The following is a 20,054-nucleotide window of genomic DNA, read 5'->3' as shown; positions in this document are numbered from 1 at the left end:
TCAACCCACCGTCCCGCTGTCGGTGCCCGTGGCGAAGGGGTCGTCCTTGCGGACGTCGAAGATGTGCCCGGTCTGGTCCGAGATGAGCACGTCGAGCGAGGTCCGGGAGACCGTCTCGGAGTCCAGCAGGCTGCCGGGTGGCTCCTGCCCGAAGGCCTTGGTCCGCATGGGGGTCGCGGTGCGCTCGGGGTTGATGCAGTTGACCCGGACGCCGTCCGCGGCCCACTCGTCGGCGAGGGCCTGGGTGAGGTTGACGGTGGCCGCCTTCGCGCTGGAGTAGAGGCTGTAGCCGCTGCGGCCGCGGGTGTAGGAGCTGGAGGTGAACAGCAGCAGGGAGCCGCGCTGCTCGCGCAGGTGCGGGAAGAACTCCTGGGCGATGAAGACCGGCGCCAGGTAGTTGATCTCGGTCGCCGCGTAGACGGTCTCCTCGCTGGTCTCCATCAGCGTGCCCCGCGGCAGGACGCCGGCGGTGTTGACGACGTAGTCGACCCGCCCGGTCTTCTCGATCACCGACCGGGCCGCGGCGGCGACGTCCTCGCGCCGCTCCACGTGGGTGCCGGTGCTGGACCGGCTGAACGTGAAGACGTCCGCGCCGAGGCTCTCCGCGAGGGCCGCGACGCCGGCCCCGATGCCGTAGCTGCCGCCGAAGACGACCACGGTCCTGCCGGCCAGGGCGGCGCGGTACTCGGCCTCGTCGGCCGGCACCGGCAGGTCGTTGCGGGTCAGCTGGAAGAGCTTGTCGGCGAGGTAGACGTCGATCGGCTCGGTGACCTTCATGTTCCGCTCGTCGCCGTGCACGACCACGATCGGCGCCTCGGGGACGTAGCGCAGCACCACCGAGCAGTCGTCGGTGGAGACGAAGTCGGGGTCCTCGACGGCCCGGGCGTAGGCCTGCTTGATCACCGACGAGCGGAAGCACTGCGGGGTCTGCCCGCGGCGGAGGGCGGCTCGCTGCGGGATCGCCCGGATCACGTCGTCCTCGTCGACCTCGACGATCGTGTCCGCCGACGGGATCGCCACGTCCACGGCCGGGTGGGTCTTGAGCGCCTCGAAGCACTCGGAGACGATGCGCGCGGTCACGAGCGGTCGGACCGCGTCGTGGAAGAGCACGTGGCACTCGTCGTCCCCGAGCCGGTCGAGCGCCCTGAGCGTGGTCGCGTTGCGGGTGTCGCCGCCCTCGAGGATGTCGACCACCTTGTGGTAGTCGCCGCGCTTGACGATCTCGCGCACGGCGTCCAGGTGCCCCGGGGTCATCATGATCAGGACCTCGTCGACCTGGGGATGACCGTGCAGGGCCTGCAGCGAGTGCTCCAGGATCGTCTTCCCGGCGACCTTGATCAGCTGCTTGGGGATGTCGAGTCCCACCCGGGTCCCCACGCCCCCCGCGAGGAGGACCGCGACGTTGCGGATCGGACGGCTCGTGCTCGGCTCCATGGCGTCATGGTGACAGATCCGGCTCGGGTATCCTGACCGCGACCTCGGCCCCCGCGACGAGAGACACCCTCCGTGAGCCCCAGCGACAGCCTCCTCCTGCCCGACGGTGCCCGCCTGGTGCACATCGGGCCGCACAAGACCGGCAGCACGGCCGTCCAGGTCTCGATGATCGAGGCGCGGGCCGCGCTGGCCGGCCACGGGGCGGCGTACGTCGGCTTCGAGGAGCCGGACCCGTCGTCCTCCCGACCGACCGCGCAGCGACCGAAGAAGGCGGGCTGGGCGCTGGGCATCGCCGGTCGGCCTGCCGGCACCGAGGCGCCCGACATCAGCCACTGGCACGACCTCGTGGCCGAGGTCGAGGCCGCCGGGGGAAGCCGGGTCTGCATCAGCAACGAGGACTTCGGGCGCGCCCGCCCCCAGGAGATCCGGCGCGTGGTCGACGACCTCGGCGGCGACGCCGTCCACGTGGTGGCGGTGGCGCGACGACTGGACCGCTACCTGCCCTCGCAGTGGCAGGAGCGGGTCAAGGCGGGTGAGCGCCGGTCCTACGCCGAGTGGCTGCGCGTGGTCCTCGACCGGGAGAGCGAGGAGTGGGACTGGGACCGCCACAACGTCTGGCACGCCCACGACACCGCCCAGCTGGTACGCCGCTGGGTCGACGTGGTCGGGCCGGAGCGGTTCACGCTGATCGTCGCCGACGAGTCGGACCGGATGATGCTGCACCGCACCTTCGAGGGACTGCTCGGCCTGCCCACCGGCACCCTGGAGAACCACGCCGACCGGTCCAACCGCAGCCTCTCCTGGCCGGAGACCGAGCTGCTCCGGGCGGTCAACCGTGAGTTGGCGACGCTGAAGGTCGGCGTGAAGCAGCGTCGGGTGCTCGTCAAGGGCGGGCTGATCGCCGACATGAACGCCCGGGTGGCGCCGCCGGCCGGTCCTCGGACGCCGCCGCTCCCGTCGTGGGCGGCCGAGCAGGTCCGTGCGATCAGCGACCGACGGGTGGCCGACCTCGAGAGGTCGGGATGCCGGATCGTGGGCGAGGTCTCCTCCCTGCTGGTCCCCGACGACGTCCCCGTCGGCGACCCCGCCGAGCTGCCCGCGGTGAGCGTGGAGACGGCGGCCTCGGCCGTCGTGGCCGCGGCGACCGCGGCCCGGCGCCCCCAGCTCGACCGCTCCACCGCCGGTGAACCGCGCCGGGAGGCGCCGCCGACCCCGGATCCCCCGCCGGGGCTGGTCGATCGGCTGGCCCGGCGCCTCAAGCGGGCCGGAACCACGTCGTGAAGGCCCTCCTGGTCCGGGTCCAGGAGGGTCTCCGACACCGTGTCGTCCGACGCGGCCGCAGCGCACGCCCGCAGTCCGGGGACGTCCTTGACGTCTCCCGAGGTCCGGTGGGTGTGGTGGAGGAGTTCTCGGACCGGCTCGTCGTCGGCTGGGTGTCGGTCCCGGCCGACCTGCCGCCGACCCGGGTCAGCCTGCACCTCGGATCCCTGGTGCTGGCGTCGACCTTCGCCACCGTGGGCGGTGCGCTCTCGGCTCCAGGGACCCGCCGCCGGAGGCTTCGCCCGGCGAACGCTCCGCGCGGCGACCGGCGCCGCTCGGACGACCAGATCCGGACCTTCTCGTTCCGGGTCCGCGACATCTGGCAGTACGTCGACCGCGGGACCCGGATCACGGTCCGGGTCGAGGGTCAGCCCCTGCCGATCAGTGGCCACGGCATGTTCCTCACGCCGCCGGGCAGGGGGCAGCACGGGCTGGAGCGACTGCGCGAGAAGCTCGAGGAGGGCTACGTGCTGACCCAGTTCGGGGAGATCGCGCTCTCCAAGCGACTCGACGTCGAGTGGCAGCGGACCGTGCTCGGGCTGCACGCACGGGCTGCCCGGATCCTGGCCGACGAGCACGGGCTCGACCTCTTCATCGTCTACGGCACCTTGCTCGGAGCCGTCCGCGAGGGCGGCTTCATCGGTCACGACGCCGACTACGACACGGCGTACGTGTCCCGGCACCGGACCGCGCCCGAGGTCGCCCTGGAGCTGGAAGAGGTGGCGATGACCCTGATCCGGCACGGGCTGGAGGTCGACGCGCATCCCCTCGTGCTGCACGTGAGCGACCCGGAGGAGCCACAGCACCGGATCGACGTCTTCCACACGTACTTCGACCTCGACGACCGGCTGAGGTTCCCCTTCGGCGTCGCCAGCACGCACACGCTGACGACCGGCGAGTGGGCCGGCACCCGCGAGATCGAGTTCGCCGGCGGACGGACCCGGATCCCGGCAGACCCCGGACGCGTCGTGGCGATGCTGTACGGCGACGACTGGCGCCGTCCGAAGCCGGGGTTCAACTGGAACATCGAGCGTCTGGACTCGGTCCCGGAGGCCGGCCTGAGCCAGGAGCAGCGCACCCGGATCTACTGGTCGGACTTCTACAGCCGCACGCGATCCACCTCGGGCTCGACGTTCTTCGAGTTCGTCGACGCGATGTCCGGCGTCCCCGACACGGTCATCGACATCGGCTGCGGCGACGGCCGGGACGCCTGCGCCTTCGGGCGCTCCGGACGGACCGTGCTCGGCCTCGACCAGTCGGTCGTCGGCATCGACCATGCTCGGGAGCGGGCCGCGTCTCTGGACCTCGCCGAGCTGGTGAGCTTCGACGTCGCCGATGTGGCGGACGTGGACGACCTGGGGCGTGCGCTCGACGAGGTCGAGGAGCGTGCCGACGGGCCGGTGCTGTTCTACCTGCGCTTCTTCCTGCACGCGATCCCGGAGAGCGTCCAGGACGGGTTGCTCTCCGCGATCAGTGCCCACGCCCGACCGGGGGACCTGTTCGCGGCGGAGTTCCGCACCGACGCCGACGCCAAGACGGACAAGGTGCACGAGAAGCACTACCGACGGTTCCAGAGCGCCGGGGCCCTGGCCACGGACCTGCGGGAGGCCCGCGGCTTCGAGATCCTGCACTTCGAGGAGGGGGCCGGCCTGTCGCCGTACAAGGGGGAGGACCCGGTCCTGTGCCGGATCGTCGGCCGACGCCTGTGAGGTAGGCCACGGGCCTGCGCGGTTCCGGCCTCGGAGGGCCCGGGCGTAGGCTCGCGGTGATCTGACACACCGTCTGGTACCCACACCGGCTCCCGTCCGCCCTGCGGCCGGGAGTGGTCGGCGGGACTGGAACGAAAGGATCTGGTCCTCTTGGCACACCCGAACCCGGGGTCAGCACCGGCCCACGGCCCCGACGGCCCCGACGGGCCCGCGGACGCCCAGCCCGTTGATCAGCCCGTAGATCTCCCCGCAGGCCTGTCCGTCGGGGTGGTCGGCGCCGGTCGCGTCGGCGCGGTCCTCGCCTCGGCCCTGCGGACCGCCGGCCACGACATCGCCGCCGCCGCAGGCGAGTCGGCCGCCTCCCTGACCCGGATCGAGACGCTGCTCCCGGGCGTCCGGGTGGCCAAGCCCAGCGCCGTGGCCCGCGCCTGCGACGTCCTCCTGCTGACCGTTCCCGACGACATGCTCGGCAACGTCGTGGGGATGCTCGCGGCCAGCGGCGCGATCCGCCGCGGGCAGTACGTCGTCCACACTTCCGGCCGACACGGCCTCGAGATCCTGGCACCGGCCGTGGCCGTGGGCGCGCGGCCGGTCGCGATGCACCCGGCCATGACGTTCACCGGCACCGACCGCGACCTGCCCCGGCTGCCCGGCTGCGTGTTCGGCGTGACCGCGGACGAGTCCGAGCGGCCCCTCGTCGAGTCGCTCGTGGCCGACCTGGGCGGCCGCCCGATGTGGGTCCCCGAGGAGCGCCGCACGCTCTACCACGCGGGTCTGGCGCACGGCGCCAACCACCTCGTCACGCTGGTGACCGAGGCCCTGGAGATGCTCGCCGCGGCTGGCGGTGACAGCCCCGCCGACACCCTGCGGCCCCTGCTCCAGGCGGCCCTGGACAACGCGCTGGACTACGGCGACGCCGCCCTCACCGGACCGATCGTCCGGGGAGACGTCAACACCGTCGCCGCGCACCTCGCGGATCTCGCCGAGGCCACACCGCAGGCGCTCGGGTCGTACGTCGCGATGGCGCGCGCCACGCTGGGCCGTGCCGTCGACGACGGTCGTCTGCTCCCGATCCGCGCCCGGAGGATCGCCGGCCTGCTGGACGCGGCCGCCGCGCCCGAGCTCCCGGCGCCGGTCGAGACCACCAGCCCACGGCCGCGCCGGTGAGCCGGACCCCCGCCGTAGCGCACACGCGCGCCGAGCTGGCCGGGCTGCTCACCCCCGCCCGTCGGGACGGGTCCAGGATCGGCCTGGTCCCGACCATGGGCGCACTGCACGAGGGGCACGCCGCCCTGGCCCGGGTCGCCCGGCAGCGGGTCGGCGAGGGGCCGGTGGTGGTCTCGGTGTTCGTCAACCCCCTGCAGTTCGGGCCGGGCGAGGACCTGGACCGCTACCCGCGCACCCTGGAGACCGACCTCGAGGTGTGCGCGGCAGAAGGCGTCGACGTGGTCTTCGCGCCGTCGGTCGAGGACGTCTACCCCGGTGGGGAGCCGCAGGTCACCGTCGACCCCGGACCGCTGGCCGACGTCCTCGAGGGACGGACCCGCCCCGGGCACTTCCGTGGGGTCCTCACCGTCGTCGCCAAGCTCTTCGGCCTGGTCGGGCCGGACCTCGCGGTGTTCGGGGAGAAGGACTACCAACAGCTCACGCTGGTGCGCCGGATGGTGACCGACCTCGGCCACCCGGTGGAGGTGGTCGGGGCCGAGACTCGGCGCGACGACACCGGCCTGGCGCTGAGCTCCCGCAACCGGTACCTCGACGAGGAGGCTCGGCGCAGCGCGGGCGCCCTGGCGCGGATCCTGCGGGCGGCCGCCCACGCCGCGCCGTACGGTCTCGACGCCGCGCTCGGCTCCGCCCGCGCCGAGCTCCGGCAGGCGCACGGCGTCGACCTCGACTACCTCGAGATCACCGCGCCGGACCTCGGTCCGGCGCCGGCACAGGGACCGGCCCGGGCGCTGATCGCGGCCCGCGTCGGGGGCACCCGGCTCATCGACAACCTGCCACTCGTCCTCGGATCGCCCTACGAAGGAGACAGCTGATGCTGCGCACGATGATGAAGAGCAAGATCCACCGGGCCACGGTCACGCAGGCGGACCTGCACTACGTCGGGTCGGTGACCGTCGACGAGGACCTGCTCGACGCCGCCGACCTGCTCGCCGGCGAGCTGGTGCACATCGTCGACGTCACCAACGGCGCCCGCCTGGAGACCTACACGATCGCCGGCGAGCGGGGCTCCGGGGTGATCGGCATCAACGGTGCGGCCGCCCGGCTGGTGCACCCCGGCGACGTCGTGATCCTGATCGGGTACGCCCAGATGGAGACCGCCGAGGCGAAGGAGCTCCAGCCGCACGTCGTGTTTGTGGACGCCGACAACCGGGTGCTGGCCACCGGCTTCGACCCCGCGGAGACGTTCTCGGGGCCCGGGCTGGTCCGCGGGGACACGACGAGCACCCGGTAGCCTGCGCGGATGGACCCGGCACAGGTGCCCGCCGAGCGGGCCGCGGCCGCCGCCGCCCCCGGTCGCCTGCTGGCGCCGGCACCGGGATGGACGACGCGTTCGGACGTGGTGGTCGTCGGCTCCGGCATCGCCGGCCTGACGGCGGCGCTGCGGCTGCACGCCGAGCTGGAGGGGTCCGGCGGCCGGATCCTGGTGGTCACCAAGGACGTCCTCTCGGCCGGCTCCACCCAGTGGGCGCAGGGCGGGATCGCCGCGGCCCTCGGACCGGGCGACACCCCCGCCGAGCACGAGACGGACACGCTGGTGGCCGGGGCCGGGGTCTGCGACCTGGCGGCGGTCCGGGCGCTGGTCACCGAGGGTCCGGAGGCGGTCCGCGAGCTGATCGCGCTCGGCACCCGCTTCGACCAGACCCCGGCCGGCGAGCTCTCCCTGACCCGGGAGGGCGGCCATCACCGGGACCGGATCGCGCACGCCGGGGGCGACGCCACCGGGGCCGAGATCCAGCGCGCGCTGATCGCCGCCGTCGAGGCCAAGCCCGGCATCGAGGTCATCGCGCACGCGCTGGCCATCGACCTGCTCCACGCGCCGGACGGGGGCGTGGCCGGGGTCACCCTGCACGTCATCGGCGAGGGAGAGCGGGACGGTGTCGGCGCGGTGCACTGCCGGGCCGTGGTGCTCGCCTCCGGCGGGCTCGGGCAGGTGTTCTCCCAGTCGACGAACCCGGCCGTCTCCACCGGTGACGGGATGGCGCTCGCGCTGCGCGGCGGGGCCACGCTGCGCGACCTGGAGTTCGTCCAGTTCCACCCGACGGTGATGTACCTCGGCCCCGACTCCCAGGGCCAGCAGCCGCTGATCTCCGAGGCGGTCCGCGGCGAGGGCGCCTTCCTCGTCGACGACGACGGGCACCGCTTCATGCTGGGCCAGCACGAGCTCGCCGACCTGGCGCCCCGGGACGTCGTCGCCAAGGCGATCACCCGGCGCATGCACGAGGCCGGGCGACCGCACATGTGGCTGGACGCGCGGCACCTGGGCGCCGACTTCTGGGAGCGCCGGTTCCCGACCATCCTCGCCACCACCCGGGAGCACGGCGTGGACCCGGTGCACGAGCTGATCCCGGTCGCGCCGGCCCAGCACTACGCCTCCGGCGGCGTCGCCACGGACCTCTGGGGCCGCTCGGACCTCCCCGGCCTCTACGCCACCGGCGAGGCGGCCTGCTCCGGGGTGCACGGCGCCAACCGGCTCGCCTCCAACTCGCTCCTCGAGGGACTGGTGTTCTCCCGCCGGATCGCCGAGGTGCTGCCCGGTGAGCTGCGCCCCTGGCAGGACCCGGTCCCCGACGACCGGGCGGCGCACGTCGTGCCCGCCGACGCCCGGCCGCGGCTGCAGGAGGTCATGACCGACCTGGTCGGCGTCCTCCGCTCCGAGGACGGCCTGGAGGAGGCGTGCGCGGCCCTGCCGGCCCTGGCGGCCGAGACCGGGGAGGTGGGCACGCTGGCCTGGGAGACCACGAACCTGGTCGTGATCGCGGAGGCGCTGGCCCGGGCGGCCCTGCTGCGACGCGAGACCCGCGGGTCGCACTGGCGCGAGGACTGCCCCGAGCGTGACGACGCCCGCTGGGCCGGTCACATCGACAGCCGCCTCGTGGACGGCGTGCTGCGCACCGAGTTCCGGCCGGCGCCCGCCACGGACCTCGCCGAGCCTACCGGAGCCGCACGATGAACGCCGAGCCGCGGCAGGACGACGTACCCACCGGGCTGGTCGACCGGATCGTGGCCGCCCCGCTGTCGGAGATGCCCCCGGACCTGCTCGCCGAGCTCACCGATGCCGGCCTCGACCCGGTGCTGGCGCACGCCGACGTCGTGGCCGCCCTCGCCGAGGACCTGCCCGGCGACGACGTCACCAGCTGGGCGACCATCCCGGCCGCGGACGCGGCGACCGCGGACTTCGTGGCCCGGGCGGACGGTACCCTCGCCGGCCTGGCCGTCGCCGAGCTGGTGTTCCGCCACGTGCTCGGTGCCGACGTCGAGCTCTCCCGGCCCGTGCCGGACGGCACCCGGGTCCGGCGCGGTGACGTGCTGCTCTCGGTGACCGGCGGCACGGCGCTGCTGCTGACCGCCGAGCGGACCGCGCTCAACTACGCCTGCCACGCCTCCGGGGTGGCCACCGCCACCGCCGCCTGGGTCTCGGCCCTCGCCGGCACCTCGGCACGGGTGCGGGACACCCGCAAGACCACGCCGGGCTTCCGGCTCCTCGACAAGTACGCCGTCCGGTGCGGCGGCGGCGTCAACCACCGCACCAGCCTCTCCGACATGGCGCTGATCAAGGACAACCACGTGCTCGCCTCGGGCGGGGTGGTCGCCGCCTACGAGCGGGTGCGGGCCCGCTACCCCGAGGTGCCGGTGCAGGTCGAGGTGACCACGCTGGAGCAGCTCGACGAGCTGCTCGCCGTCGGCGCGCCCGAGGTGCTGCTCGACAACATGGACCCCGAGCAGATGGCCGAGGCTGTCCGGCGCTCGGCGGGCCGGACCCGGCTCGAGGCATCGGGCGGGCTCACCCTGGAGACCGCCGCGACCGTCGCGGCCACCGGGGTCGACTTCATCGCCGTCGGTGCGCTCACCCACTCGGCGCCGGTCCTCGACATCGCGATGGACCTGCGGCCATGACCCTGCTGTGCGCCGACATCGGCAACAGCCACACCGTGCTCGGCCTGGTCGACGACGGCCGGGTCGGCTCGCACTGGCGGGTGGCCACCGACGAGCGGCGGACCTCCGACGAGTGGGCGGTGCTGCTGCGCGGGCTGCTCCGGGACGCCCCGGACGGCGCGGAGCTCGACGGGATCTCGGTGTGCGCGACGGTGCCGGCGGTCCTGCACGAATGGCGGGAGATGCTCACCACGCATTTCGGTGCGGTGCCGGCGGTGGTCGTCGAGCCGGGCGTGCGCACCGGCGTACCGGTCCTCATGGACAATCCCCGAGAGGTCGGCGCCGACCGGATCATCAATGCGCTCGCGGCGGCGCACCAGTATTCGGGTCCGACGATCGTCGTCGATTTCGGCACCGCCACCACCTTCGACGTGGTCAGCGCCGAGGGGCAGTACGTCGGGGGGGCCATCGCGCCCGGCCTGGAGATCTCGCTGGAGGCGCTCGGTCGGCGCGGAGCCCAGCTGCGGAAGGTCGAGCTGCTCCGGCCGCGCACGGTGATCGCCAAGAACACCGTCGAGGCGCTGCAGTCGGGGATGCTGTTCGGCTACGCCAGCCAGGTGGACGGCCTCGTGGCCCGGATGGTCGCCGAGCTCGGGGTGCCCGCGCAGGAGGTCGACGTCGTCTCGACCGGCCACCTGGCCCCGCTGGTGCGTGAGGAGTGCACGAGCTTCACCGACCACGCCCCGTGGCTGACGCTCTGCGGCCTCGAGCTGGTGTTCCACCGGAATTCCCCCTGATAATCCCGGTCGAGTGCCGACGCGGTGGTTATCGAGAGCACCTCCGCACTGGACGCGGTAATTCCGTGGCATGATTCGGGTAATCCCTTTTTCTTTTTCCGGCGTGAGGAATTCGATTCATGGCTCAGCGCGTGCACGTGGTCCTGGTCGACGACATCGACGGCAGCGATGCCGAGGAGACGGTCACCTTCGGTCTGGACGGCTCCACCTACGAGATCGACCTGAACGCCGCCCACGCCTCGCAGCTGCGGGAGGCGCTCGCGGCGTACGTCGGACACGCCCGCCGGGTGAGCGGTCGTCGTACCTCCCGCCGCTCGTCGGCGCCGGCCCGGTCCGGGTCGCCGTCGGGCTCGGGGTCAGGTCCGTCGGCCGCCGAGATCCGCGGCTGGGCGCGCGAGAACGGGCTCGAGGTCCCCGAGCGGGGCCGGGTCTCCGCCGAGGTGCGCCAGGCGTACGACGCCGCGCACTGAGGCCGCACGCGCCCGGACACCCCACGCACCCGGTCCGGCCGGGCCGGACTGCGTTGTCTCTGGGCCGTCTCGGGCCGGCTCGGGGCCGGTTTCCGGACCACCGCTGCGCCCCGTGTTCGCTGACAGCGATCGCTGTCGGACGCTGGGCGGGAACACGTAGGGTGGAGCCGGACGTTGGTCCCACAGATCAACGTGTCCGTCCGCCGTTCCACCCCCGGGAGCTCGGCGCGAAGCGGACCACATGCGAGGAGCGAGGCGTACATGTTCGAGCGGTTCACAGACCGAGCCCGTCGGGTGGTCGTGCTGGCCCAGGAAGAGGCCCGCATGCTCTCCCACAACTACATCGGCACCGAGCACATCCTGCTCGGACTCATCCACGAAGGCGAGGGAGTCGCCGCCAAGGCGCTCGAGAGCCTCGACATCTCGCTCGAGGCCGTGCGTGCCCAGGTCGAGGAGATCATCGGCCAGGGCCAGCAGGCGCCGAGCGGCCACATCCCCTTCACCCCGCGCGCCAAGAAGGTGCTCGAGCTGTCACTGCGCGAGGCGCTGCAGCTCGGCCACTCCTACATCGGCACCGAGCACATCCTGCTCGGCCTGATCCGCGAGGGCGAGGGCGTCGCCGCCCAGGTGCTGCAGAAGCTCGGCGCCGACCTCAACCGGGTGCGCCAGCAGGTCATCCAGCTCCTGTCCGGGTTCCAGGGCAAGGAGAGCGCCACCTCCGGCGCGCCGACCCAGGGTGACGCGCCGTCGTCGTCCCTGGTGCTCGACCAGTTCGGCCGGAACCTCACCCAGGCGGCCCGCGAGGGCAAGCTCGACCCGGTCATCGGGCGCGAGCAGGAGATCGAGCGGGTCATGCAGATCCTCTCCCGCCGGACGAAGAACAACCCCGTGCTCATCGGTGAGCCGGGCGTCGGCAAGACCACGATCGTCGAGGGGCTGGCCCAGGACATCGTCAAGGGCAACGTGCCCGAGACGCTGAAGGACAAGCACATCTACACCCTCGACCTCGGTGCCCTCGTGGCCGGCTCCCGCTACCGCGGCGACTTCGAGGAGCGCCTCAAGAAGGTGCTCAAGGAGATCCGCACCCGCGGCGACATCGTGCTGTTCATCGACGAGATCCACACCCTGGTCGGGGCCGGCGCCGCCGAGGGCGCGATCGACGCCGCCTCGATCCTCAAGCCGATGCTGGCCCGGGGCGAGCTGCAGACGATCGGCGCCACCACGCTCGACGAGTATCGCAAGTACCTCGAGAAGGACGCCGCCCTCGAGCGCCGCTTCCAGCCGATCCAGGTCTCCGAGCCGTCGATCGCGCACACCATCGAGATGCTCAAGGGCCTGCGCGACCGCTACGAGGCGCACCACCGGGTCACGATCACCGACGAGGCCCTGGTCTCGGCCGCCACGCTGGCCGACCGCTACATCTCCGACCGGTTCCTGCCGGACAAGGCCATCGACCTGATCGACGAGGCCGGCTCCCGGCTCCGGATCCGGCGGATGACCGCGCCGCCGGACCTGCGTGAGTTCGACGAGAAGATCGCCGAGGTGCGCCAGCGCAAGGAGGGCGCCATCGACGGCCAGGACTTCGAGGCCGCCGCGTCCCTGCGTGACGAGGAGAAGCAGCTGATCCTCAAGAAGTCCGAGCGCGAGAAGCAGTGGCGGGCCGGCGACATGGACGTCGTGGCCGAGGTCGACGAGGAGCTCGTCGCCGAGGTGCTCGCCGTCGCGACCGGCATCCCGATCGTGAAGCTCTCCGAGGAGGAGTCCACGCGGCTGCTCAAGATGGAGGAGGAGCTGCACAAGCGCGTGATCGGCCAGGAGGAGGCCGTGAAGGCCCTCTCGCGCGCCATCCGTCGTACCCGCGCCGGGCTCAAGGACCCCAAGCGACCCGGCGGCTCGTTCATCTTCGCCGGCCCCTCGGGCGTCGGGAAGACCTGGCTGTCCAAGTCGCTCGCCGAGTTCCTGTTCGGTGACGAGGACGCGCTGATCCAGCTCGACATGAGCGAGTTCTCCGAGAAGCACACGGTCTCGCGGCTGTTCGGCTCCCCGCCCGGCTACGTCGGCTACGAGGAGGGCGGCCAGCTGACCGAGAAGGTGCGGCGCAAGCCGTTCTCGGTGGTGCTCTTCGACGAGGTCGAGAAGGCGCACCCGGACATCTTCAACTCGCTGCTGCAGATCCTGGAGGAGGGTCGGCTGACCGACTCCCAGGGCCGGGTGGTCGACTTCAAGAACACCGTGATCATCATGACCACGAACCTCGGCACCCGGGACATCGCCAAGGGGATGAACCTCGGCTTCAACCAGACCGGGGACACCGCAGGCTCCTACGAGCGGATGAAGGCCAAGGTCGGCGACGAGCTCAAGCAGCACTTCCGGCCGGAGTTCCTGAACCGGGTCGACGAGATGATCGTCTTCCCGCCGCTCACCCAGGAGCAGATCGTCGCGATGGTCGACAACATGGTCGCCGCCGTCGAGCTCCGGCTCAAGGACCGTGACATGTCGCTGGAGCTGACCCAGGCCGCCAAGGACCTGCTGGCCCAGCGCGGGTTCGACCCGGTGCTCGGGGCCCGGCCGCTGCGGCGGACGGTCCAGCGCGAGGTCGAGGACGTGCTCGCCGAGAAGATGCTCTACGGCGAGGTCGGGCCCGGCCAGATCGTGCTCGTCGGCGTCGAGGGCGAGGGCCCGGCAGCGACGTTCACCTTCCAGGGGCAGAAGATGGGCACGCTGCCCGACGTGCCCCCGCTCGAGGGTGCTGACGTGGGTGGCGCCGAGCCGCTCACCGACGACGGCGAGGAGGGTCCGACCGACGTCACCAAGTCGGGCGGCACCGACGACTGACCCTGACGCCGACCCGTCGCTTGTGTCGGGCCCGAGCGCGCCGACCCGTCGCTTGTATCGGACCTGAACACGCCGACCCGTCGCTTGTGTCGGACCGACCTGCCGGTGAACCCGACAGTAACGACGGGTCGGCGGGGTACGGGCCGACACTGACGACGGGTCGGGGTCAGGGGAGGGCGTAGAGGGGGCCCTGCGGGGAGTCGGATGCGGGGAGGCGGACCAGGAGGCCGTCGGCGAGGAGGCCGGCCAGGGCCCGGTCCCGCTGCGTGGCCTCCGGCCAGACCGCCTCCAGGCGGTGCTCGGGCACCGCGGCCTCGCTGTCGCGGACCACGGCCATCAGCCGGCCCCGGCACTGCCGGTCGGTGCCGGCCCAGGCCTGGGCGCGCCGCGGCGGCCCGTCGTATGCCGGGTGGCCGGCCGCCCGCCAGGCGCACCGGTCGGCGACCGGGCAGCGGGCGCAGCCGGGTGAGCGGGCGGTGCAGACGAGGGCGCCGAGCTCCATGACGGCCACCGCCCAGGTGGCGGCCGTCCCCGGGTCGTCCGGGAGCAGCCCGCCGGCCAGCTCCCGCTCCGCCCGGGTCACCGACGGGGCGGGCAGCTCCACCCCGGAGACCAGCCTCGCCAGCACCCGGCGGACGTTGGTGTCCAGCACCACGTGCCGGCGCCCGAAGGCGAACGAGGCCACCGCGGCGGCGGTGTACTCACCCACGCCGGGCAGCGCCAGCAGCGCGGCGTGGTCGTCGGGGACCTGCCCACCGTGCCGGTCCCGGATCGCCACGGCCGCGGCGTGCAGCCGCAGGGCCCGACGGGGGTAGCCCAGCCGTCCCCAGGCCCGCACCGCGGCGCCGGGCTGCTCGGCGGCCAGCGCGGCCGGCTCCGGCCACCGCTCCAGCCAGGCCTCGTGCACCGGCAGCACCCGCGCGACCGGGGTCTGCTGCAGCATCAGCTCCGAGACCAGCACCGACCAGGCGCTCGACTCCGGTCGCCGCCAGGGCAGGTCCCGGGCGTGGTCGGCGTACCACGCGAGGGCCGGTTCGTGGAGGACGCTCATGGCCCCCACATGCTAGACGGGGCAGGGAATCGGGGCCGGCACGGTGTCGCTGCGGCCCTGGGCGGTCGGCACTGGCTACGGTTCCCCCATGAGCGCTGTGACCCGGCCCCGGGGTCCCCTGCCGCCCCGCGTCTACTGGACGCGCCGGGTGCTGGTGCTCGTCGTCGCCTTCGGGCTGGTCTTCGGCCTGGGCCGGGTGCTCGGCAACGGCAGCGACGCGGAGTCGGGGAGCGGCGCCACCGCGGCGCAGGTCGGGGGTCAGCCCACGAGCGAGCCGTCGGCCGATGACACGGCCACGAAGAAGAGCAAGAAGAAGAAGAAGAAGCGGAAGCCGGCACAGCCCTCCGGCCCCTGCGCGTCGTCGGACGTGGTGGTCACCCCCGCCCTCGAGCAGGCCGTGGCGGACGACGAGATCAGGATCCGGTTCGACGTGAGCGGCTCCGAGCCGGCGTGCACGTGGACCGCCTCGCGGAGCTCGCTGGTCGTGAAGATCACCTCCGGCCGGGACGAGATCTGGAGCAGCCAGCAGTGCCCGGGTGTCCTCCCGGCCAAGGACCTGGTGGTGCGCAAGAAGCAGCCAGCCCGATACGCCTTCACCTGGAACGGCAAGCGCTCGGACGAGGACTGCAGTCGGTTCACCGACTGGGCGGTGCCGGGCTACTACCACGTCGTGGCCGCCTCGCTCGGCGGGGAGCCGACCGACACCCAGTTCCGGCTCCGCCGGCAGCCGCAGACCACCGTGACCCGCACCGCCGAGCCGGAGCCGCAGGACAAGAAGACGAAGCGTGCCGACGGCGAGACCCGGCCGACCGAGGAGACCCCGGACGGTCAGCGGGACGGTGCCCAGGAGCCCGACGGCTGAGTCGGTCGGACCTGGCTCAGACGTAGCGCTCGAGGATGCTCGACTCCGCCAGCCGGGAGAGCCCCTCCCGGACGCTGCGGGCCCGGAGCTCGCCCACGCCGTCGACGGCCTGCAGGTCGTCGATGCCGGCCGAGAGCAGCTTCTGGAGGGTGCCGAAGTGCTCGACGAGCCGGTCCACCACCGTGGGTGGCATCCGCGGGACCTTGGCGAGCAGCCTGTAGCCGCGCGGAGCCACCGCTCCGTCGAGGTGCTCACTGGCGCTGAGGCCCAGGGCGCGGGCGACCGATGCCGGGTCGACCAGGTCGGCTGGGGAGAGCGCGTCGAGCCGACCGAGCAGTGCCTCCGCGCTCTTCGGCCTGCGACCGGCCGGCAGGTAGTCGCGGACCACCAGCTCGCGCTCGGCGTCGACCCCGGTTACCAGCTCCTCGAGCTGCAGCGAGAGCAGCCGGCCGTCGGTGCCGAGCTCGAGCACGTGGTCCTCGATCTCACGGGCGATCCGGGTGACCATCTCCAGCCGCTGCGCGACCACGGCCACGTCGCGGACCGTGACCAGGTCCTCGATCTCGAGGGCGGACAGCGTGCTCGCCACCTCGTCGAGGCGCAGCTTGTAGCGCTCGAGCGTGGCCAGTGCCTGGTTGGCCCGGGACAGGATCTGGCCGGTGTCCTCGAGCACGTGCCGGGTGCCGCCGACGTACGCCGCGATGATCTGCATGGACTGGGACACCGAGATGACCGGGAACCCGGTCTGCCGGGCGACCCGGTCCGCGGTGCGGTGCCGGGTGCCGGTCTCGGCGCTGGGGATCGTGTGGTCCGGCATCAGGTGCACCGCGGCGAGGTGGATCCGGCTGATCTCGGAGTCGAGGATGATCGCGCCGTCCATCTTCGCCAGCTCACGGAGTCCGGTGGCGGTGAACGGGACGTCGAGGGTGAAGCCACCGGTCGCGATCGACTCGACCTTGTGGTCGTGGCCCAGGACGATCAGGGCGCCGGTGCGCCCGCGCAGGATCCGCTCGAGGCCGTCGCGCAGGGCGGTGCCCGGTGCGATCGACGCCAGCGTCGCCCGCAGGCGCAGCAGGTCGTCCGAGCGTTCGATGCCGACCACGCTGCTCCCTCGTCATGTCCTCTGCGACGCCCAGCGGCGCCACCGGTGCGGCCCTCGTCCGCCGGTGCCCGTCAGTCTAGGCGACCGGTGCCGGATCCGTCCCCCTCAGCGCACCTCGAGGTCCGGCGCCGCCGTGATCGCCCCGTGGAACCCCAGCAGGTGCAGGGCCGAGGCGACGGTCGGCACGTCGATGACCTTGAGGCCGTCCACCATCCGCTCCTCGCCCCGGTGCCGCGGGCCGCCGTGCGCCCGGTCGGTCGGCACCACGGCGTAGGAGAAGCCCAGCCGGGCCGCCTCGGCGAGCCGTTGCGGGAGGTCGCGGACCCGGCGCAGCTCGCCGGCCAGCCCGATCTCACCCATGGCGACGATGCCCTGCGGGGCCGCCCGACCGTACGTCGACGACGCCAGGCTGATCGCGATCGCGAGATCGGTGGCCGGCTCGGTGAGCCGGGCGCCGCCGACCGTCGAGCAGAAGACGTCCTGGGAGTGCAGGCGCAGGCTGCCGTGCTGCTGGAGCACCGCGATCACCATCGCGACCCGGGCCGAGTCCAGCCCCGAGGTGGTGCGCCGCGGCTTCTCCGAGGGGGTCAGCGCCACGAGGGCCTGCACCTCGGCCAGCAGCGGCCGACGGCCCTCCATGCTCACGGCGACGCAGGTGCCGGGGACCTGCTGCTGGTGGTGCTCCACGAAGAGGCCGGTCGGGTCGGCGACCGCGCTGATGCCGTCGGTGGAGAGGTCGAAGCAGCCGACCTCGTCGATGGGGCCGAACCGGTTCTTCATCGCCCGCAGCATCCGGAACCGGGAGTTGCGGTCGCCCTCGAAGCCGAGCACGACATCGACGACGTGCTCGAGCACCCGCGGCCCGGCGATCGAGCCGTCCTTGGTGACGTGGCCGATCAGCACCAGCGTGATGTTGCGGGTCTTGGCCGTCCGGACCAGGGCCGCGGCCACCTCCTTGACCTGGGTGACCCCGCCGGGGACGCCGTCGATCTCGGAGGACCCGATCGTCTGCACCGAGTCGACCACGACCAGCTCCGGCCGGACCTCCTCGACGTGGCTGAGCACGGCGCCGAGGTCGGTCTCGGCGGCGAGGTAGAGCTCGTCCTGCACCCCGCCGGTGCGGTCGGCGCGCATCCGCACCTGGGAGGCGGACTCCTCCCCGGTGACGTAGAGGGTGCGGCGTCCGGCGCGGGCGGTCTGCGCGGCGACCTCGAGCAGCAGCGTGCTCTTGCCGACGCCCGGCTCGCCGGCCAGCAGGATCGCGGCCCCGGGCACCAGCCCGCCGCCGAGCACCCGGTCCAGCTCGGCGACCCCGCTGGCGCGGGTCGCGGCGTGCTCCGCGGCGACCTCGCCGATCGGCACCGCCGGGGCGGTGACCGGCCCGGCGCTGGCTCGCGTCTGGGTCACGGTGCTGGTCTCGGCGACCGAGCCCCACGCCTGGCACTCGCCGCACCGACCCACCCACCGGGGGGTCTCCCAGCCGCACTCGGCGCAGCGGTAGGTGGCCCGGCCCTGTCGTCTGCTCATGGTCGCCCAACCTAGGTCACGACACCGACAGGCGCGGGATGGCATGCTCGGCCCTGTGACATTGGATCGATCAAGGCCTCGATCGAGGCGGGCCGCGTGACCGCGCCGTACCGGCGTCCGGTCCTGCCGCCGACGCTCGCCGATGTCGCCGACCGGGCGGGGGTCTCCCGGCAGACGGTCTCCAACGCCCTCAACAACCCCGCCCTGCTGCGCCCCGACACGCTGGCGCGGGTGCAGGACGCGATCGCCGAGCTCGGCTACACGCCGAACCGGGCCGCCCGCAACCTGCGCACCCGCTCCTCCCGGCTGATCGGCCTGCGGCACCCCCCGGCGCACGAGGGCACAGCCGATGCCCTCATGGACAGGTTCGTCCACTCGCTGGTCGACCGGTGCCGCCAGTCCGGCTACCACGTCCTGCTGTTCGCCGGGGACGACGCCGACCCGTCCGTGGGCTACGAGGAGCTGGTGAACTCCACCGCCGTGGACGCCTTCGTGGTCACCGACACCTTCCTCGGGACCCCCCAGACCACCTGGCTGGAGCGGCAGCGGGTGCCGTTCGTGGCGTTCGGGCGGCCCTGGGAGTCCCCGTCCGCCAAGCACCCCTGGGTCGACGTCGACGGCGCGGCCGGCGGTGCGCTCGCGGCCCGGCACCTGCTGGCCGTCGGCCGGCAGCGGATCGCCTGGCTGGGCTGGCGCAAGGACTCCCGGATCGGTGAGGACCGCCGGTCCGGCTGGACCGCCGCCGTGCGCGAGGCCGGGCTGCCGACCACGGGGCTGGCGGCGCGGGTGGACGACACGTTGTCGTCGGGCCGCGAGGGTGCGGCGATGCTGCTCGACGAGGCCCGGCCGGACGCGATCCTGTGCGCCTCGGACACGTTGGCGATGGGTGCCCTGCACGCGCTCGCCGAGCGGGGGATCACCCCGGGCCGGGACGTGGCCGTGGTGGGCTTCGACGACTCCCAGGCCGCCCAGCTGGTGCCGGGCGGGCTGACCTCGGTGCGGCTGCCTCTGGAGGAGGTGGCGATCGAGGTGGTCGCGGCCCTGGAGGGGCTGCTCGCCCGGCCTCCGATGCTGCTGCCGCCGAGGCTGCTGGAGCCGACGCTGCGGGTGCGGGGCACGAGTGCGGCCCGGTAGGTCCCGGCAGCCTCAGTACGTCCGGCTCCACAGGTTGACCGCGTAGTCCACCTCGGCCCCGTCGTGCTCGGCCAGCACCTGCTCGGCCACGTCCGGGCCGAACTCGATCCGGACCACCGCCTCGAAGTCGGAGCGGGACCCGAAGGCCCACCGGATGTCCACCGGCGTCCGGGTGAACCCCTGCCCGGCCCAGAACCGCTCGACCGCGTCGGGGTCGACGCTCGGGTACCCCCTGCGGAACCAGCCGCCGAACGTCGACCTGGTCGCGTCGTTGTCGATCACGAACGCGGTGCCGCCGCGGCGCACCACCCGCTCGACCTCGGCCAGTCCGGGCTCGCAGCCGGGACCGAAGAAGTAGGCCCAGCGGACCTGGAGGACGTCGACCGACGCGTCCGCCGCCGGGATCTGCTGCGCCGCTCCCTGGCGCACCTGCACGTTCGCGAGCCGGCGGGTACGCCGCCGGGCCAGGGCCACCAGGTCGCCGTGCGGCTCGACGCCGAGCACCGATGCGGCATCCTCGGCCCAGCGGGGGAGGTGGAAGCCGGTGCCGCAGCCGAGGTCTAGCAGGCTGCGCCCGGTCCAGTCGGCGATCCGCCGCATCGCGGCCTCGATGTTGCGCTCGGGGTCGGCGGCGTGGTTCTCGAGCTCGTACGTCGCGGTGTGGTGCCAGATGTTGGGGCTCGGCACCGCCCCCGCGGACACCGAGGCCATGC

General features: G+C 73.2%; 17 protein-coding genes. 12 read left to right on the top strand and 5 right to left on the bottom strand.

Translation table 11 applies throughout. The features are described from left to right. Positions 1-1,434, bottom strand: a complete 1,434-nt coding sequence (locus IE331_RS14650) for a bifunctional cytidylyltransferase/SDR family oxidoreductase (protein WP_192144201.1) — start codon at positions 1,432-1,434, stop codon at positions 1-3. Positions 1,435-1,506: 72 nt separating this feature from the next. On the opposite strand from IE331_RS14650, the gene IE331_RS14645 reads away from it, so the two are divergent. From IE331_RS14645 to IE331_RS14600, 10 genes are all read left to right on the top strand, one after another. Continuing rightward, complete coding sequence (locus tag IE331_RS14645; RefSeq protein WP_192144200.1) at positions 1,507-2,715, top strand: hypothetical protein; 1,209 nt, start codon at positions 1,507-1,509, stop codon at positions 2,713-2,715. A 116-nt stretch (positions 2,716-2,831) separates the two neighbouring features. Beyond that, positions 2,832-4,463 (top strand): class I SAM-dependent methyltransferase, encoded by a 1,632-nt coding sequence (locus tag IE331_RS14640; RefSeq protein ID WP_192144199.1) that lies wholly within the window; start codon positions 2,832-2,834, stop codon positions 4,461-4,463. Between the two features lie 267 nt (positions 4,464-4,730). Beyond that, on the top strand, positions 4,731-5,630 hold the full coding sequence (locus IE331_RS14635; RefSeq protein WP_404821751.1) for a Rossmann-like and DUF2520 domain-containing protein: 900 nt from the start codon (positions 4,731-4,733) through the stop codon (positions 5,628-5,630). Next, a complete protein-coding gene (panC, locus tag IE331_RS14630; RefSeq protein ID WP_192144197.1) occupies positions 5,627-6,502 on the top strand; it encodes a pantoate--beta-alanine ligase in 876 nt (291 codons plus the stop codon). Before IE331_RS14635 ends, panC begins: the two co-directional genes overlap by 4 nt. Further along, positions 6,502-6,921 (top strand): aspartate 1-decarboxylase, encoded by a 420-nt coding sequence (gene panD / locus IE331_RS14625; RefSeq protein WP_192144196.1) that lies wholly within the window; start codon positions 6,502-6,504, stop codon positions 6,919-6,921. Before panC ends, panD begins: the two co-directional genes overlap by 1 nt. Positions 6,922-6,930: 9 nt before the next feature. Continuing rightward, on the top strand, positions 6,931-8,640 hold the full coding sequence (locus IE331_RS14620; RefSeq protein ID WP_192144195.1) for an L-aspartate oxidase: 1,710 nt from the start codon (positions 6,931-6,933) through the stop codon (positions 8,638-8,640). A 71-nt stretch (positions 8,641-8,711) separates the two neighbouring features. After that, on the top strand, positions 8,712-9,584 hold the full coding sequence (nadC, locus tag IE331_RS14615; RefSeq protein ID WP_201931831.1) for a carboxylating nicotinate-nucleotide diphosphorylase: 873 nt from the start codon (positions 8,712-8,714) through the stop codon (positions 9,582-9,584). Continuing rightward, positions 9,581-10,360, top strand: coding sequence for a type III pantothenate kinase (locus IE331_RS14610; RefSeq protein WP_192144193.1), 780 nt, complete (start codon positions 9,581-9,583; stop codon positions 10,358-10,360). Before nadC ends, IE331_RS14610 begins: the two co-directional genes overlap by 4 nt. Before the next feature lie 119 nt (positions 10,361-10,479). Then, positions 10,480-10,830 (top strand): histone-like nucleoid-structuring protein Lsr2, encoded by a 351-nt coding sequence (locus tag IE331_RS14605; RefSeq protein ID WP_192144192.1) that lies wholly within the window; start codon positions 10,480-10,482, stop codon positions 10,828-10,830. A 261-nt stretch (positions 10,831-11,091) separates the two neighbouring features. Beyond that, complete coding sequence (locus IE331_RS14600) at positions 11,092-13,665, top strand: ATP-dependent Clp protease ATP-binding subunit (protein WP_192144191.1); 2,574 nt, start codon at positions 11,092-11,094, stop codon at positions 13,663-13,665. A gap of 166 nt (positions 13,666-13,831) precedes the next feature. On the opposite strand, the gene IE331_RS14595 is transcribed toward IE331_RS14600, so the two are convergent. Continuing rightward, positions 13,832-14,716: an A/G-specific adenine glycosylase gene (locus IE331_RS14595; protein ID WP_192144190.1), complete on the bottom strand. Its 885-nt coding sequence runs from the start codon at positions 14,714-14,716 to the stop codon at positions 13,832-13,834. Positions 14,717-14,804: 88 nt separating this feature from the next. Between IE331_RS14595 and IE331_RS14590 the strand changes: the two genes are divergently transcribed. Continuing rightward, positions 14,805-15,578, top strand: a complete 774-nt coding sequence (locus IE331_RS14590; protein WP_192144189.1) for a hypothetical protein — start codon at positions 14,805-14,807, stop codon at positions 15,576-15,578. 16 nt (positions 15,579-15,594) lie between these two features. Here IE331_RS14590 and disA read toward each other — a convergent pair whose 3' ends face one another. Together disA and radA are read right to left on the bottom strand one after the other, a co-directional pair. Next, complete coding sequence (gene disA, locus IE331_RS14585) at positions 15,595-16,680, bottom strand: DNA integrity scanning diadenylate cyclase DisA (RefSeq protein ID WP_201931812.1); 1,086 nt, start codon at positions 16,678-16,680, stop codon at positions 15,595-15,597. A gap of 105 nt (positions 16,681-16,785) precedes the next feature. Next, entirely contained in the window at positions 16,786-18,207 is a 1,422-nt protein-coding gene (radA, locus tag IE331_RS14580; protein ID WP_192144188.1) for a DNA repair protein RadA, read from the bottom strand. A gap of 96 nt (positions 18,208-18,303) precedes the next feature. On the opposite strand from radA, the gene IE331_RS14575 reads away from it, so the two are divergent. After that, positions 18,304-19,341 (top strand): LacI family DNA-binding transcriptional regulator, encoded by a 1,038-nt coding sequence (locus IE331_RS14575; protein WP_192144187.1) that lies wholly within the window; start codon positions 18,304-18,306, stop codon positions 19,339-19,341. A 12-nt stretch (positions 19,342-19,353) separates the two neighbouring features. On the opposite strand, the gene IE331_RS14570 is transcribed toward IE331_RS14575, so the two are convergent. Continuing rightward, positions 19,354-20,052, bottom strand: a complete 699-nt coding sequence (locus tag IE331_RS14570; protein ID WP_192144186.1) for a class I SAM-dependent methyltransferase — start codon at positions 20,050-20,052, stop codon at positions 19,354-19,356. Positions 20,053-20,054 lie beyond the last annotated feature (2 nt).

The organism is Nocardioides donggukensis (assembly GCF_014842875.1).
Taxonomy (GTDB): Bacteria; Actinomycetota; Actinomycetes; order Propionibacteriales; family Nocardioidaceae; genus Nocardioides; species Nocardioides donggukensis.
The sequence above is the reverse complement of the archived record's forward strand: the minus strand, read 5'-3'. Positions and strand labels throughout refer to the sequence as shown.

Bases quoted from the DNA above. Each gene is read 5' to 3' on its own strand.
- IE331_RS14650 (WP_192144201.1), bottom strand. From the start codon at position 1,434: ATGGAGCCGAGCACGAGCCGTCCGATCCGCAACGTCGCGGTCCTCCTC.
- IE331_RS14610 (WP_192144193.1), top strand. From the start codon at position 9,581: ATGACCCTGCTGTGCGCCGACATCGGCAACAGCCACACCGTGCTCGGC.
- IE331_RS14620 (WP_192144195.1), top strand. From the start codon at position 6,931: ATGGACCCGGCACAGGTGCCCGCCGAGCGGGCCGCGGCCGCCGCCGCC.
- panD (WP_192144196.1), top strand. From the start codon at position 6,502: ATGCTGCGCACGATGATGAAGAGCAAGATCCACCGGGCCACGGTCACG.
- IE331_RS14605 (WP_192144192.1), top strand. From the start codon at position 10,480: ATGGCTCAGCGCGTGCACGTGGTCCTGGTCGACGACATCGACGGCAGC.
- radA (WP_192144188.1), bottom strand. From the start codon at position 18,207: ATGAGCAGACGACAGGGCCGGGCCACCTACCGCTGCGCCGAGTGCGGC.
- IE331_RS14595 (WP_192144190.1), bottom strand. From the start codon at position 14,716: ATGAGCGTCCTCCACGAACCGGCCCTCGCGTGGTACGCCGACCACGCC.
- IE331_RS14600 (WP_192144191.1), top strand. From the start codon at position 11,092: ATGTTCGAGCGGTTCACAGACCGAGCCCGTCGGGTGGTCGTGCTGGCC.
- IE331_RS14570 (WP_192144186.1), bottom strand. From the start codon at position 20,052: ATGGCCTCGGTGTCCGCGGGGGCGGTGCCGAGCCCCAACATCTGGCAC.
- nadC (WP_201931831.1), top strand. From the start codon at position 8,712: ATGCCCCCGGACCTGCTCGCCGAGCTCACCGATGCCGGCCTCGACCCG.
- IE331_RS14590 (WP_192144189.1), top strand. From the start codon at position 14,805: ATGAGCGCTGTGACCCGGCCCCGGGGTCCCCTGCCGCCCCGCGTCTAC.